Source organism: Aliiglaciecola litoralis (genome assembly GCF_039523355.1).
GTDB classification, from domain to species: domain Bacteria; phylum Pseudomonadota; class Gammaproteobacteria; order Enterobacterales; family Alteromonadaceae; genus Aliiglaciecola; species Aliiglaciecola litoralis.
Genome location: NZ_BAAAFD010000009.1, coordinates 1 through 13,427, shown reverse-complemented (window position 1 = coordinate 13,427; position 13,427 = coordinate 1). Strand labels below are relative to the sequence as shown.

The 13,427-nt window shown below is 43.4% G+C and carries 20 protein-coding genes; 19 read left to right on the top strand and 1 reads right to left on the bottom strand.

Features of this window, described 5'->3' with window-relative positions; genetic code table 11:
* Positions 1 to 165 precede the first annotated feature (165 nt).
* The 19 genes from ABD036_RS14390 to rplQ all read left to right on the top strand — a co-directional run bounded on the left by ABD036_RS14390 (position 166) and on the right by rplQ (position 12,142).
* Complete coding sequence (locus ABD036_RS14390; RefSeq protein WP_343861112.1) at positions 166 to 1,806, top strand: AMP-binding protein; 1,641 nt, start codon at positions 166 to 168, stop codon at positions 1,804 to 1,806.
* A 139-nt stretch (positions 1,807 to 1,945) separates the two neighbouring features.
* Positions 1,946 to 3,319, top strand: a complete 1,374-nt coding sequence (locus tag ABD036_RS14385; protein WP_343861110.1) for a DUF4397 domain-containing protein — start codon at positions 1,946 to 1,948, stop codon at positions 3,317 to 3,319.
* 338 nt (positions 3,320 to 3,657) lie between these two features.
* On the top strand, positions 3,658 to 4,026 hold the full coding sequence (rplN, locus tag ABD036_RS14380; RefSeq protein WP_008846203.1) for a 50S ribosomal protein L14: 369 nt from the start codon (positions 3,658 to 3,660) through the stop codon (positions 4,024 to 4,026).
* Positions 4,027 to 4,038: 12 nt separating this feature from the next.
* Positions 4,039 to 4,353 (top strand): 50S ribosomal protein L24, encoded by a 315-nt coding sequence (gene rplX, locus ABD036_RS14375; protein ID WP_343861106.1) that lies wholly within the window; start codon positions 4,039 to 4,041, stop codon positions 4,351 to 4,353.
* A 16-nt stretch (positions 4,354 to 4,369) separates the two neighbouring features.
* On the top strand, positions 4,370 to 4,909 hold the full coding sequence (gene rplE / locus ABD036_RS14370; protein WP_216049649.1) for a 50S ribosomal protein L5: 540 nt from the start codon (positions 4,370 to 4,372) through the stop codon (positions 4,907 to 4,909).
* Between the two features lie 11 nt (positions 4,910 to 4,920).
* Positions 4,921 to 5,226: a 30S ribosomal protein S14 gene (gene rpsN, locus ABD036_RS14365; RefSeq protein ID WP_343861102.1), complete on the top strand. Its 306-nt coding sequence runs from the start codon at positions 4,921 to 4,923 to the stop codon at positions 5,224 to 5,226.
* 12 nt (positions 5,227 to 5,238) lie between these two features.
* Positions 5,239 to 5,631, top strand: a complete 393-nt coding sequence (gene rpsH / locus ABD036_RS14360) for a 30S ribosomal protein S8 (RefSeq protein WP_343861101.1) — start codon at positions 5,239 to 5,241, stop codon at positions 5,629 to 5,631.
* Positions 5,632 to 5,644: 13 nt separating this feature from the next.
* On the top strand, positions 5,645 to 6,178 hold the full coding sequence (gene rplF / locus ABD036_RS14355) for a 50S ribosomal protein L6 (protein ID WP_343861100.1): 534 nt from the start codon (positions 5,645 to 5,647) through the stop codon (positions 6,176 to 6,178).
* Between the two features lie 12 nt (positions 6,179 to 6,190).
* Positions 6,191 to 6,544, top strand: coding sequence for a 50S ribosomal protein L18 (gene rplR / locus ABD036_RS14350; protein WP_343861098.1), 354 nt, complete (start codon positions 6,191 to 6,193; stop codon positions 6,542 to 6,544).
* 9 nt (positions 6,545 to 6,553) lie between these two features.
* Positions 6,554 to 7,057 (top strand): 30S ribosomal protein S5, encoded by a 504-nt coding sequence (gene rpsE, locus ABD036_RS14345; protein WP_343861096.1) that lies wholly within the window; start codon positions 6,554 to 6,556, stop codon positions 7,055 to 7,057.
* A gap of 6 nt (positions 7,058 to 7,063) precedes the next feature.
* On the top strand, positions 7,064 to 7,246 hold the full coding sequence (gene rpmD / locus ABD036_RS14340; RefSeq protein WP_425542580.1) for a 50S ribosomal protein L30: 183 nt from the start codon (positions 7,064 to 7,066) through the stop codon (positions 7,244 to 7,246).
* Positions 7,247 to 7,681 carry a 50S ribosomal protein L15 gene (gene rplO, locus ABD036_RS14335; RefSeq protein ID WP_343861092.1) on the top strand — a complete coding sequence of 145 codons (435 nt, stop codon included), beginning with the start codon at positions 7,247 to 7,249 and terminating at the stop codon, positions 7,679 to 7,681. It abuts the gene before it with no gap.
* 5 nt (positions 7,682 to 7,686) lie between these two features.
* Positions 7,687 to 9,006 (top strand): preprotein translocase subunit SecY, encoded by a 1,320-nt coding sequence (gene secY / locus ABD036_RS14330; protein WP_343861089.1) that lies wholly within the window; start codon positions 7,687 to 7,689, stop codon positions 9,004 to 9,006.
* Between the two features lie 24 nt (positions 9,007 to 9,030).
* Positions 9,031 to 9,147, top strand: coding sequence for a 50S ribosomal protein L36 (rpmJ, locus tag ABD036_RS14325; protein WP_343861087.1), 117 nt, complete (start codon positions 9,031 to 9,033; stop codon positions 9,145 to 9,147).
* 132 nt (positions 9,148 to 9,279) lie between these two features.
* Positions 9,280 to 9,636, top strand: coding sequence for a 30S ribosomal protein S13 (rpsM, locus tag ABD036_RS14320; protein WP_343861085.1), 357 nt, complete (start codon positions 9,280 to 9,282; stop codon positions 9,634 to 9,636).
* 12 nt (positions 9,637 to 9,648) lie between these two features.
* Positions 9,649 to 10,041 (top strand): 30S ribosomal protein S11, encoded by a 393-nt coding sequence (gene rpsK / locus ABD036_RS14315; protein WP_008846191.1) that lies wholly within the window; start codon positions 9,649 to 9,651, stop codon positions 10,039 to 10,041.
* A 24-nt stretch (positions 10,042 to 10,065) separates the two neighbouring features.
* On the top strand, positions 10,066 to 10,686 hold the full coding sequence (gene rpsD / locus ABD036_RS14310; protein ID WP_343861080.1) for a 30S ribosomal protein S4: 621 nt from the start codon (positions 10,066 to 10,068) through the stop codon (positions 10,684 to 10,686).
* A gap of 22 nt (positions 10,687 to 10,708) precedes the next feature.
* Positions 10,709 to 11,698 (top strand): DNA-directed RNA polymerase subunit alpha, encoded by a 990-nt coding sequence (locus ABD036_RS14305; RefSeq protein ID WP_343861078.1) that lies wholly within the window; start codon positions 10,709 to 10,711, stop codon positions 11,696 to 11,698.
* Positions 11,699 to 11,740: 42 nt separating this feature from the next.
* Complete coding sequence (rplQ, locus tag ABD036_RS14300) at positions 11,741 to 12,142, top strand: 50S ribosomal protein L17 (protein ID WP_343861076.1); 402 nt, start codon at positions 11,741 to 11,743, stop codon at positions 12,140 to 12,142.
* 95 nt (positions 12,143 to 12,237) lie between these two features.
* On the opposite strand, the gene ABD036_RS14295 is transcribed toward rplQ, so the two are convergent.
* Positions 12,238 to 13,002, bottom strand: a complete 765-nt coding sequence (locus ABD036_RS14295) for a hypothetical protein (RefSeq protein ID WP_343861074.1) — start codon at positions 13,000 to 13,002, stop codon at positions 12,238 to 12,240.
* Positions 13,003 to 13,427 lie beyond the last annotated feature (425 nt).

Genomic DNA, 13,427 nt, shown 5'->3' with positions numbered 1-13,427 from the left:
GGAAGATAGAAGTTAAATTCTTAATCTTTACTGTACAAAGTTTACATAGCATTAGCTTTTTGATTCTGACAATATTAATCTGAGATAGTAAGACATATATTCTATACCAAATAGCCTTTCGACCGCCCAAGGTTAATGCAATGCCGATTATATTAAGGTAATAAAATGACAATAAAAACGCCCTTGGAAATGCTTTATCACCAAGTTGAAACCCGTCCTGACGAGTTGTTTCTTGTACAGCCTAATAACGGTAACACTACTCAATACACGTGGCGACAATTCGATAGGCAAGTGAGAAAAGTTGCCCAAGGATTGGTAAACTTAAACCTGCCAAAAGGCAGCCATGTGGCTTTGATATCGAAGAATTGTGCTGAGTGGTTTATCACCGATTTAGCGATCATGATGGCCGGACATGTCTCTATCCCTATTTTTCCAACGGCGGGTCATGAAACGATTAGCTACGTGTTAAACCATGCGCAATGCCCAGTCATATTTGTAGGTAAGTTGGAGCATGCCGATGAACAGCTTCAGGCCATACCCAAGACCGTAAAAAGTATTGGTTTTGCGTACCCTGGTGCAAATTGTGATCTAAGTTGGGAAGACTTTACCAGTCTAGAGCCATTCGACGGATATCCTACCCCGGCCCTAGATGATCCCATGACTATCATTTATACCTCTGGGAGCACCGGCAGTCCAAAAGGTGTGATGCACAATTATTCATCTATTAGTTGGACCGCAAGCAGCTCGCTTGATGCTTTGTCTGTCAACGCGGATGACAGAATTTTGAGTTATCTACCCTTGGCACATATTACCGAACGGATTTTGGTGGAAATGGCGTCGCTGTATTCGGGCATGCAAATTTATTTTATTGAATCCTTAGAGACGTTCAAAACGGATATACATCGTTGCCAACCAACGCTATTTATATCCGTCCCTAGGTTATGGACTCGTTTCCAAATGGGTATATTGGCCCAGATGCCACAGAAAAAACTGGATATATTACTGAAAATTCCAATCTTAAGCGGGATAGTGGCGAAGAAAATTCGTAAAGGTTTAGGTTTAGATCAAGCCAGACTTTGGGCCAGCGGTTCAGCTCCTATTTCCCCAGCGACCATTCATTGGTTTAGTAAAATTGGTATTGATATTTCAGAAGGATGGGGAATGACTGAAAATTGCGCTTATGGCACCAGCAGTGTGCCCTTTCGCAAAGATAAAGTGGGCAGCATTGGCAAAGCCTATGAAGGAGTTGATATTCGGATCTCCGATGAAGGTGAGATTCAAGTAAAAGGTCCATGCAACATGCAAGGCTATTATCTAGAGCCTGAAAAAACAGCCGAAGTGTTCACCGAAGATGGCTATTTGTGTACCGGTGATAAGGGCGAAATCGACTCTGAAGGCTACGTCAAAATTACCGGTCGTTTAAAGGACATCTTCAAAACAGCCAAGGGCAAATACATAACTCCCGTGCCAATCGAAGCCAAATTGATGGAAAATGCCATCATCGAACAAGTTTGTGTGACCGGCAGTAGTCTCAAACAACCTATTGCACTGTTGGTGCTTTCTCCAGAAGCCAAGCTAAAGCCAAAAGAACAGCTCGAATCCTCGTTGCAAGATACACTTAATAACGTGAATGCCAGTTTGGAAAGCCATCAGGTGCTAGACCGTTTGTTAGTCGTGGAAGAAGACTGGACCATTGAAAATGACTTTCTCACGCCAACACTCAAAATTAAACGCCACGTTTTAGAGAAAAAATACCAAGATGTGATCAATGCATCTTACAAACAAAAGGTGGTTTGGTTATCATAGGCGCAATAATCGCCAGTTTTTTGGGTAATATGAAAAGAATGAACTTAGGTTTGAACTTTTATTTAGTGAATGAATCCTAAGTTCGTTATAGAATCCCCCGCAAATTGGTTTGCGCTTGTAATGTAAGGAACGTTTTTTAATGCGAAGTAAAGTAAGTATGGCCCTGTTTGGGTTGGTGTTAGCCTCTGTGTTAACCGCCTGCAGTAATTCAGATGATAGTAACCAACAATTTGCCAACGCTGGTTATGTGCAGTTTTATAATGGCTCATCAAACAGTGCACAAACTATTATGCGTGGCACTGAAAAAACTCAGATTTTAGGGGCAGCGTCATACGGTGATGCGACAAGCTTAATTCAAGTTGAAGGCGGCGTGACGGAAATTGAATTCTATCGCACCGATTCAGACGACGAAGAAGTGATTATCGAAACGCGCGACATCGATATCCCTACAGGGCAAAAAACCTTGTTAATGCTAACTGGTGATTTTGCTAATCCTACGTTCAATGAGTTTCGTTTTAATCGTGAAGAACTAGAAGATCACTTCCGCTTATTTGCAGTGTCAGTGACCGACGACCAAACTAGCTATGATGTGTACATGAGTGATTCAGGTGCGCCTTTCAGCGCGGCTAATTTATTAGGTACCGTAAATTATGAGAGCTTTGACGAGTTAGAATACTGGGCACCTGATAGTGACAGTGATGACTTCGATGAAGGTAGCTACACCATTTACCTTACTGCACCTGGCTCGCAAGATGTCATTTTTGAAAGTGATACTATTTCGTTCCGTTTTGCGACTGAATATGTATTAGTCATCAGAGGAAGCACAGGCGCACTGCAAAGTGGTGTTGAAGTGGATCTAGTATTGAACTCATCAACCGTATCTAATTATGACGATATCAACGCCAGTGCTCAATACCGCATCTATAACAGCTTAGATAATGACACAGTGACTGTGAGTTTAGATGGAAACGATGATGTTAGCCCTTCTGTTGAATTGGCACCTAACAGTAAAACCGATTTCACAGAGGTAGAGTTTGGTGACTATCGTTTATCTGCTGAGTCATCTACCAACAGTGAATTAACGTTCAATAACCGTTTGGTAACCCTGAATCAAGGCGAAAGTAAAGCGATTCTGATTTATCAAAATAAGGATGATGTGCTTACTTCTGTTTCGTTTAACGAAAGTACTCAACCACAAGTGTTTGACAAGCAAGTTGCGGCAGCGAACTTAGTCTCAGACTTTGCAGACGTTGATTTATACTTTGTGCGCAAAGATGAAACCATTGAATCTGCCCAGTTTTTAATTGCCAGTATCGATCCAGGCGAAGTTAAAGGTGTGACTTTACCCAGTGATTTTTATGAATTGGTTGCGGTCTTTGATGACAATGAAGACACCCAAGTACTTTTGGACCGTACCCAGTTACTTGGTCTAAATGAAGAGCAAAATTACATTATTACGATTGAAACATCAGATGGATCGCCGACGGGTTATAAAATCTCGGTGTTGTACTAATCAATTGAAAGTAAGAACATAATAAAAATCGGCCTTGATGGCCGATTTTTTTTGCTAAAAAAACTACCAATCACTTAGCTAACAGTGAGTTGCATCATAGGATTACGCCGCATGATGTTACACCATTTCGGTAAACTCATTGTTAGTGTCGCCCACTGTCTAATTTATTTTCAATTAGCGCTACCGCCGCGGTTTAATTTCTGTTATAGTTTCGCGCCCTTTTTATAGGGGTATGTATAAAAAGTCAGCGGCGTTTTGGTGTTAAAACCTAACAATAACTGTCTTTTTGCAGATTAAACGACTCGTGAGAGTCTTAAATTTAACAGCGGAGCACTAACATGATCCAAATGCAAACTAACCTGGATGTTGCCGACAACTCCGGCGCTCGCAGGGTTCAGTGTATTAAGGTTCTTGGTGGCTCGCATCGCCGTTATGCACATATCGGTGACATCATCAAAGTTACTGTCAAGGAAGCAATTCCTCGTGGCAAAGTAAAAAAAGGTGACGTTCTGAATGCAGTGGTGGTGCGTACTAGAAAAGGCGTTCGTCGAGCTGATGGTTCTACTATCCGTTTTGATAACAACGCAGCTGTTTTGCTTAACGCAAACAAGCAACCAATTGGTACGCGTATCTTTGGCCCGGTCACTCGTGAGCTTCGTGGAGATTCTTTCATGAAGATCATTTCATTGGCCCCAGAGGTACTATAAGGAGTCACGATAATGGCTAGAAAAATTCGTCGTGATGATGAAGTAGTCGTATTAGCAGGCAAAGACAAAGGGAAACAAGGCAAAGTCCTTAAAGTACTAGCGTCTGAAGACAAGCTAATCATAGAAGGTGTGAATTTGGTGAAGAAACACCAGAAGCCTAATCCTCAATTGAATGTCCCTGGTGGCATCATTGAAAAGGAAGCAGCAATTCACGTATCGAATGTAGCGGTTGTTAACCCTAAAACGGGTAAAGCAGATCGCGTTGGTTTCCGTTTCGAAGATGAGAAGAAAGTTCGTTTCTTCAAATCTGACGGCGAACTAGTTTAATTAATTGGAGTGTACGATGGCGAAACTGCATGATTTCTATAAAGAAACAGTAGTGGGAGAACTTGCGAAGCAGTTCAACTACAAAAGCGTCATGCAAGTCCCTCGGATCGAAAAAATCACCTTAAACATGGGTTTAGGTGAAGCGATAGCGGACAAGAAAGTTTTAGAAAACGCGCAGGCTGATATGGCTGCGATTGCTGGACAAAAACCGATTGTTACTGTTGCTCGTAAGTCCGTTGCGGGTTTTAAAATCCGTGAAGGTTATCCGATTGGCTGTAAAGTAACCCTACGTGGCGAACGTATGTGGGAATTCTTGGAGCGTTTGATTTCAATCGCAATTCCTCGTATCCGTGACTTCCGTGGCTTGAATGCGAAATCATTCGACGGCCGTGGTAACTACAGCATGGGTGTGCGTGAGCAAATTATCTTCCCTGAGATCGACTTTGATAAAGTGGATAAAATTCGCGGTATGGATATTACTATCACTACTAGCGCAAACTCAGACGATGAAGCAAAAGCGTTGTTAACAGCGTTTAACTTCCCGTTTAGAAAATAAGGTGTAGGGTTATGGCAAAAGAATCAATGAAAGCGCGCGAAGTAAAACGCGCCAAGCTGGTAGCAAAATACGCCGAAAAGCGTACTGCGCTTAAAGCGATTATCAGCGATGTAAACGTGACTGATGAAGAACGTTTCGATGCTGTTCTAAAGCTACAACAACTTCCACGTGACTCTAGTCCTGCGCGCCAGCAAAACCGCTGCCGCATTACTGGTCGTCCACATGGGTTCCTACGCAAATTTGGCCTGAGCCGTATCAAACTGCGTGAAGCAGCGATGCGCGGCGAAGTCCCTGGCCTTAAAAAAGCCAGCTGGTAAGGAGTAGCCAATATGAGCATGCAAGATCCTATCGCGGATATGTTTACCCGCATTCGTAACGGCCAAATGGCTAGTAAAGTAACAGTGGCAATGCCTTCTTCAAAACTTCGCGTTTCTATTGCGAAAGTATTGAAAGATGAAGGTTATATCACTGACTTCGCTGTCAATGGTGACGTTAAGCCTGTTATCGAAGTTACCCTTAAGTACTTCGAAGGCAAAAAAGTAATTGAGAGCATTGAACGAGTCAGTCGTCCAGGTTTGCGCATCTATAAGAAAAAAGATGAGCTTCCTAAAGTGATGGGTGGTTTGGGCATTGCTATCGTGTCTACCTCAAAAGGTGTGATGACTGACCGTGCAGCGCGTAAAGCTGGCATGGGCGGTGAGATCATCGGTTATGTAGCATAACGGGAGATAGAATATGTCACGTATAGCAAAAGCTCCTGTGGATATCGTTTCTGGCGTAGAAGTAACTATCGCCGGTCAAGAAATCACAGTGAAAGGTAAAAATGGTACCCTAAGCCGCGTATTCAATGACGCAGTTGAAGTTGTTCAAGAAGAGAACCAATTGAAAGCCCTTCCTCGTGAAGGTGTTGCTAACAATTGGGCTCAAGCTGGTACAGCTCGCTCTATATTGAATGCAATGGTACAAGGTGTATCTCAAGGGTTTGAAAAGAAATTACAACTGAATGGTGTTGGTTACCGTGCTCAAGCACAAGGTAGCAAACTTAACCTAACGTTGGGCTTCTCTCACCCAGTAGTTTATGAAATGCCTGCTGGTATTTCTGTTGAAACTCCTACTCAAACTGAAATCGTCGTTAAAGGCGCCGATAAGCAGCAAGTAGGTCAGGTTGCAGCTAACATCCGTGGATACCGTCCGCCAGAGCCTTACAAAGGTAAAGGTGTTCGTTACGCTGATGAAGTTGTGCGTCGTAAAGAAGCTAAGAAAAAGTAGGTAGGTGATACGATGGATAAGAAATCAGCTCGCTTGCGCCGCGCTACCCGCGCCCGCAAAAAAATTAGTGAACTGGCCGCGCATCGCTTGGTTATTAACCGCACACCTCGCCACATTTACGCGCAGTTAATCGCGCCAAGTGGTTCAGAAGTGTTAGCGGCGGCTTCTACTGTTGAAGCTGATCTTCGCAAATCCCTCAAAGCGACGGGAAATGCAGAAGCAGCAGCAGCAGTAGGCAAAGCGATTGCAGAACGAGCTATCGAAAAAGGAATCAATACGATTGCTTTCGATCGCAGCGGTTTCAAATATCACGGTCGAGTTAAAGCATTAGCTGACGCTGCTCGTGAAGCAGGCCTTCAGTTCTAGGAGTTAGTTATGGCTAAAGTAGAAGTTCAACAACAGGGTGACCTGTTAGAAAAGCTAATCGCTGTAAACCGTGTATCAAAAGTAGTTAAAGGTGGTCGTATCTTTAGCTTTACTGCTTTGACAGTAGTTGGTGACGGAAATGGTCGTGTTGGTTTTGGTTACGGTAAGGCACGTGAAGTTCCTGCTGCTATCCAAAAAGCTATGGAAAAAGCACGTCGCAATCTTGTGACTGTTGATCTTAACGGCAACACGCTACAGCATCCAATTAAAGGACGTCACTCAGGCTCCAAGGTTTACATGCAACCTGCATCAGAAGGTACTGGTATTATCGCCGGTGGTGCAATGCGTGCAGTTCTTGAAGTTGCGGGTGTACAAAACGTACTTTCAAAATGCTACGGCTCAACAAACCCAATCAACGTTGTTCGCGCAACTATAAATGCTCTTGTGGAGATGAACTCTCCTGAAGGCATTGCTGCGAAACGTGGATTGCCTGTTGATCAGATTTTGGGGTAATTGAACATGGCAACGATTAAAGTAAAGCAAACTAAAAGCTCTATTGGTCGTCTTCCTAAGCACAGAGCTACTCTGACAGGCTTAGGTTTACGTCGCATCGGTCACGTTCGTGAGTTGGAAGACACCCCATCTGTACGTGGCATGATCAACCGTGTTTATTACATGGTTGAAGTAGTGGAGGAGTCATAGATGAAACTTAATACACTAGCTCCTGCACCTGGAGCGAAAAATTCTGGTAAGCGCGTAGGTCGCGGTATCGGTTCTGGTCTTGGTAAAACTGGTGGCCGCGGTCACAAAGGTCAAAAGTCTCGCTCAGGCGGTTCTGTAAAACCTGGTTTTGAAGGCGGACAAATGCCAATCCAACGCCGTCTACCTAAGTTCGGTTTCACATCACGTGTTTCTATGGTCTCTGACCAAGTGACACTGGCTGAAATCGCCAAGGTAGAAGGTGATGTGGTTTCACTTGAAACTTTGAAAGCAGCAGGTCTTGTTAAAAAAGAAATGCTTAACGTCAAAGTAATGAAAAGCGGTGAAATTGCACGTGCAGTTACTGTAAAAGGTTTAAAGGTAACTAAAGGCGCACTTGAAGCAATTCAAGCAGCTGGCGGTAAAGTAGAGGAATAAGCTAGATGGCAAAACCAGGACAGGATTCAAGCGCTAAAGGCGGCTTGAGCGAGCTTAAATCAAGACTGTTGTTCGTACTCGGTGCGATTGTTGTATTTAGACTCGGTTCATACGTACCTATTCCTGGTATTGATGCCAATGTGCTTGCTCAATTATTTGAGCAGCAAAAGGGCACCATCGTGGAAATGTTTAACATGTTTTCAGGTGGTGCGCTTGAGCGCGCATCGGTTCTTGCCCTAGGTATTATGCCGTATATTTCAGCTTCAATTATTATGCAGTTGCTTACAGTAGTGCATCCGCCAATGATGGAGTTGAAAAAAGAAGGCGAAGCTGGACGTCGTAAAATTAGTCAATACACACGTTATTTCACGTTAGTGTTGGCTACTTTCCAAGCAATTGGAATTGCGACAAATTTGCCAAACCTAATCCAAGGTTTAGTAATAGCCCCGGGCTTCGGTTTTTACTTTACAGCGGTAGTCAGTTTGGTCACCGGTACCATGTTCTTAATGTGGTTGGGTGAGCAGATTACCGAAAGAGGTATCGGAAACGGTATTTCTATTTTGATCTTCACTGGTATTGTTGCCGGTCTTCCTACAGCGATTGGACAGACAGCGGAACAAGCTAGAACGGGTGATTTGAATGTACTATTGCTTCTATTGATTGCAGTGATCATAGTTGCCATAACGTATTTTGTAGTGTTTGTAGAGCGTGGCCAACGACGTATCGTGGTTAACTACGCGAAGAAACAGCAAGGCCGCAAGGTGTTTGCAGCTCAGAGTACGCATTTACCACTTAAGGTAAATATGGCAGGTGTTATTCCACCAATCTTCGCATCAAGTATTATTTTGTTTCCTGGAACTATCGCAAGTTGGTTCGGTCAAAATGAGTCATTTTCCTGGTTACAGGATGTGGCGTTGATGTTGTCCCCAGGGCAACCTTTGTATGTGATGTTGTACGCTGCGGCGATTATCTTCTTCTGTTTCTTCTATACTGCGTTGGTTTTCAACCCTCGCGAAACGGCAGATAACTTGAAGAAGTCAGGTGCTTTTGTACCAGGAATTCGTCCAGGTGAACAAACCTCACGTTACATCGATAAAGTAATGACACGCCTTACTTTGGCCGGCGCACTTTACATAACTTTTATTTGTTTGGTGCCTGAGTTCATGTTGATCGCTTGGAACGTACAGTTCTATTTTGGCGGCACATCACTACTTATTATTGTAGTGGTAATCATGGATTTCATGGCGCAGGTGCAGACTCATTTGATGTCACATCAATATGAATCTGTTCTTAAGAAAGCGAATCTTAAAGGCTACGGCCGCTAAGATAAGCGTTTACGGAGTGGTGATATGAAAGTTCGTGCATCCGTTAAAAAGATTTGCCGTAACTGCAAGGTCGTAAAACGCAATGGCGTAGTACGTATCATCTGTAGTTCTGACCCTAAGCATAAGCAAAGGCAAGGCTAATCAAAATGTGGTATTTGGGTGGATTTGGTCATACTACCAATTCACCCAAGCTTAATTTGCAATTTGGTCATCGGGTAAGTATCCTATCGGGCTTTTTAGGCTGATGACAATAATTTAAGAGGAGTGCTGTTAATGGCCCGTATCGCTGGCATTAACATCCCTGAACACAAGCACGCTGTGATTGCAATACAATCAATTTACGGCGTAGGCGCGACACGTGCGAAAAGCATTTGTGAAGCTGCTGGTGTTACAGAGTCAACCAAGATTAAAGATCTTGATGAAACAACGATTGACAAGCTTCGTGACGAAGTCGCGAAATTCATGGTAGAGGGTGACCTTCGCCGTGAGGTGTCAATGAACATCAAACGTTTGATGGACCTAGGTTGCTTCCGTGGTATTCGCCACCGTCGTAACTTACCTCTACGTGGACAGCGCACTAAAACAAATGCGCGTACCCGTAAAGGTCCTCGTAAGCCAATTAAAAAGTAAGCGAGGTTAGTTATGGCTAAAGCACCTACTAAGAGCACGCGTAAGCGCGCAAAACGTCAAGTTGCAGACGGTATGGCTCATATCCATGCGTCTTTCAACAACACAATAGTGACAATTACAGATCGTCAAGGTAATGCCTTGGCTTGGGCAACATCAGGTGGTTCTGGTTTCCGTGGTTCACGTAAATCTACTCCTTTTGCTGCGCAAGTAGCTGCTGAGCGTGCAGGCGTTGCTGCTCAAGACTACGGTTTGAAAAACTTAGAAGTATTCGTTAAGGGTCCAGGTCCAGGTCGTGAATCTGCCATCCGTGCCTTGAATGCTACTGGTTATAAAATCACTAATATTACCGATGTGACACCTATTCCTCACAACGGATGTCGTCCACCGAAAAAGCGTCGCGTTTAATCGACGGACAGTTGGAGAAAGAACATGGCTAGATATTTGGGCCCCAAACTCAAGCTTAGTCGTCGCGAAGGAACAGATTTGTTTCTTAAAAGTGGCGTTAGAGCAATTGAGTCTAAATGTAAAATAGATACTGCTCCTGGTCAGCATGGTGCCCGTCGTGGTCGCTTGTCTGATTACGGTGTGCAGTTGCGTGAAAAGCAAAAAGTACGTCGTATGTATGGCGTATTGGAAAAGCAGTTCCGTAACTATTATAAAGAAGCGGCGCGTCTTAAAGGCAACACAGGTGAAAACTTGTTACAGCTTTTAGAGCAGCGTCTTGACAATGTCGTTTACCGTATGGGTTTTGCGAGCACACGTGCTGAAGCGCGTCAACTTGTAAGCCACAAAGCAATCATGGTTAATGGTAAGGTTGTTAATATACCTTCTTATAACGTTTCTGCTGAAGACGTTGTATCCGTTCGTGAGAAGTCAAAGAAGCAAGCTCGTATTGTTGCAGCTTTGGAACTAGCGGACCAACGTGAGAAACCAACTTGGATTGAAGTAGACATCAAAAAGATGGAAGGCGTTTTCAAACGTGTTCCAGAAAGAACTGATTTGTCTGCTGAAATTAACGAACAGTTGATCGTCGAACTTTACTCTAAGTAAAGCATAATCAAGAGAGGATACAATGCCGGGTTCTGTAACTGAATTCCTAAAACCAAGGTTAGTGGAAATAGAAAACTTATCACCAACACGCGCGAAGGTCACACTTGAACCGTTAGAGCGTGGTTTTGGTCATACTCTTGGTAACGCGCTTCGTCGCATTCTTTTGTCGTCAATGCCTGGATGCGCTGTGACAGAAGTTGAAATCGATGGTGTATTACACGAGTACAGCACCAAAGAAGGTGTACAAGAAGATGTCATCGAGATTTTGCTTAATCTGAAAGGATTGGCAGTAAAACTTGAAGGCAAAACTGAAGCTACCCTTACTTTAGTCAAGTCTGGTGCGGGCCCTGTTACTGCTGGAGATATCCAGCATGATGGTGATGTTGAAATCGTAAACCCTGACCATTTGATTTGTACGCTTACTGGCGATGCCGAGATAAGTATGCGTGTCAAAATAGAAATGGGTCGCGGTTATGTTCCAGCATCAACTCGCCGTTCCTCTGAAGAAGATGATCGACCTATCGGTCGTTTGTTAGTGGACGCGTCATACAGTCCTGTTGAACGTATTGCTTACAATGTTGAATCTGCTCGTGTTGAACAACGCACAGATTTAGACAAGTTAATCATCGATATGGAAACCAATGGTACATTGGATCCCGAAGAAGCGATTCGTCGCTCTGCAACTATTCTTGCTGAACAGCTAGATGCCTTTGTAGAACTTCGTGATATCTCTGAGCCAGTGGCTAAAGAAGAGAAACCGGAATTTGATCCGATTCTTCTTCGTCCAGTAGATGATTTAGAGCTTACAGTACGTTCAGCTAACTGCTTGAAAGCGGAAGCTATCCAGTACATTGGTGACCTGGTGCAACGCACCGAAGTTGAGCTGTTAAAAACGCCTAACTTGGGTAAGAAATCTCTTACTGAGATTAAAGACGTGTTGGCATCTCGTGGTCTTTCTTTGGGAATGCGCCTTGAAAATTGGCCCCCAGAGAGTATCGCAGAAAAAGATTAATCAGGTCGCAAGATAAACTGATTTGTAAAGAAGGATAGAGCTATGCGCCATCGTAACAGTGGTCGTCAGTTAAATCGTAACAGCAGTCATCGCCAAGCCATGTTTAAAAACATGGCCGGCTCTCTAGTTAAGCACGAAGTGATTAAAACTACGTTGCCTAAAGCTAAAGAACTGCGTCGCGTAATCGAGCCTCTCATCACACTTGCTAAGCAAGACAGTGTAGCTAACCGTCGTTTGGCGATGGCACGCACTGGTGATAAAGAGGTTGTAGGTAAATTATTCAACGAACTTGGTCCGCGCTATGAAGCTCGTCCAGGCGGTTACATCCGTATTTTAAAATGTGGATTCCGCACAGGCGACAAAGCGCCAATGGCTTATGTTGAGCTAGTTGACCGTCCAGTTACTGAAGAAGCTGAAGAAGCAGAAGTAGTAACTGAGGAGTAATCTCCGCAGAAGTACTAAAAAAGCCGAGCATTAGCTCGGCTTTTTTGTTTATGCAGTACACTAGTCAATAAGGTAGTTGCCGCTTAACCTGTCAGTTAAAGAGTGGTGATATAGGCAAGTTGTTCTTCGCTGGCCCCTGCATTTTTAGCATATTTGGTTAACTCTTCTTGGCTTATACCCGCATTCATTGCAGTCACTAAAATTCTACGCACACTATCTTGTTCTGCTGATGATTCTCGAAGCGCTGTAGTGACCACTTGTTCTGCTTCATCTGGAAATGCTGCGAGCAGAGCGTCTACCACATACTCACCTACAAATGGCATTGCACGAACTGCGGTTCTAATAATTTCTACCATTTCATTGGGGTGGGACCGTGACAGAGTCTGCACTATGTTATCTGCTGAGTCAGGTTCTGTTTCTACTGCTATTCTAACGATTTCATCCAAATCTTCGGGGGTAGCATAGGCTGCTGCACGGACAACAAAGTCAACATAACTAGGTTCAGCGTTAATTGCGGTCTTAACGATACTGGCACAACTGCTGATACCTTTTTCAATGGCCAAAGTGACTACTTCACCGGTTAGTGCAGGTTCTGCTGAGATCGCAGCATGAATGATTTCTTTGTATTTTTCGGGATAAAGATCTAACGCAGTACTAATCACTACTATAGAGTCTCTAGGGTAATGACTAATAATACTCTTGATCGCTCTACCAACAGACATAGATTGCTCAACTTGTCGTTTAACAAATGCAACTGTTTGTTGGTTATCTTTATCTTTCTCGTCGCCATTTACATTGATGGCATACAATGGCGTACTTAAAATCGAGACCGCAATAGCGAATGGAACTAACTTCTTCATGATTAACACCTAAGATTACGTCATTTCACGCTTACTTCGACATCCATATCGCAAAAGAGTTTAAAAGTAACAGTAATTTAACAAAAATAACACTTAATTCACCGAGTGGTCAATAATCAAACGGATTATCCAAAGCATAGAATAAATTGCATTTTTTTACGGTATAGGGGTTGACCTAAAGTTATAAATCTCTACAATGCGCCCAGCTTTAAAGGACCTGACAACAGCTTGGTACACCAAACTTAAGTTAACCTTAAATAAGCATTAAAAATCGAATCAAAAATTAATAAAATAATTCGTTGACAAGATTTCCAAGGCGTGTAGAATTCGCGTCCCGCTTGAGACAGACCTCTGGTTCCTCAAGCCGCTCACTAAGAGCAACGTTCTTTAACAATTTGCAACAAGACAATCTGTGTGGGCACTCA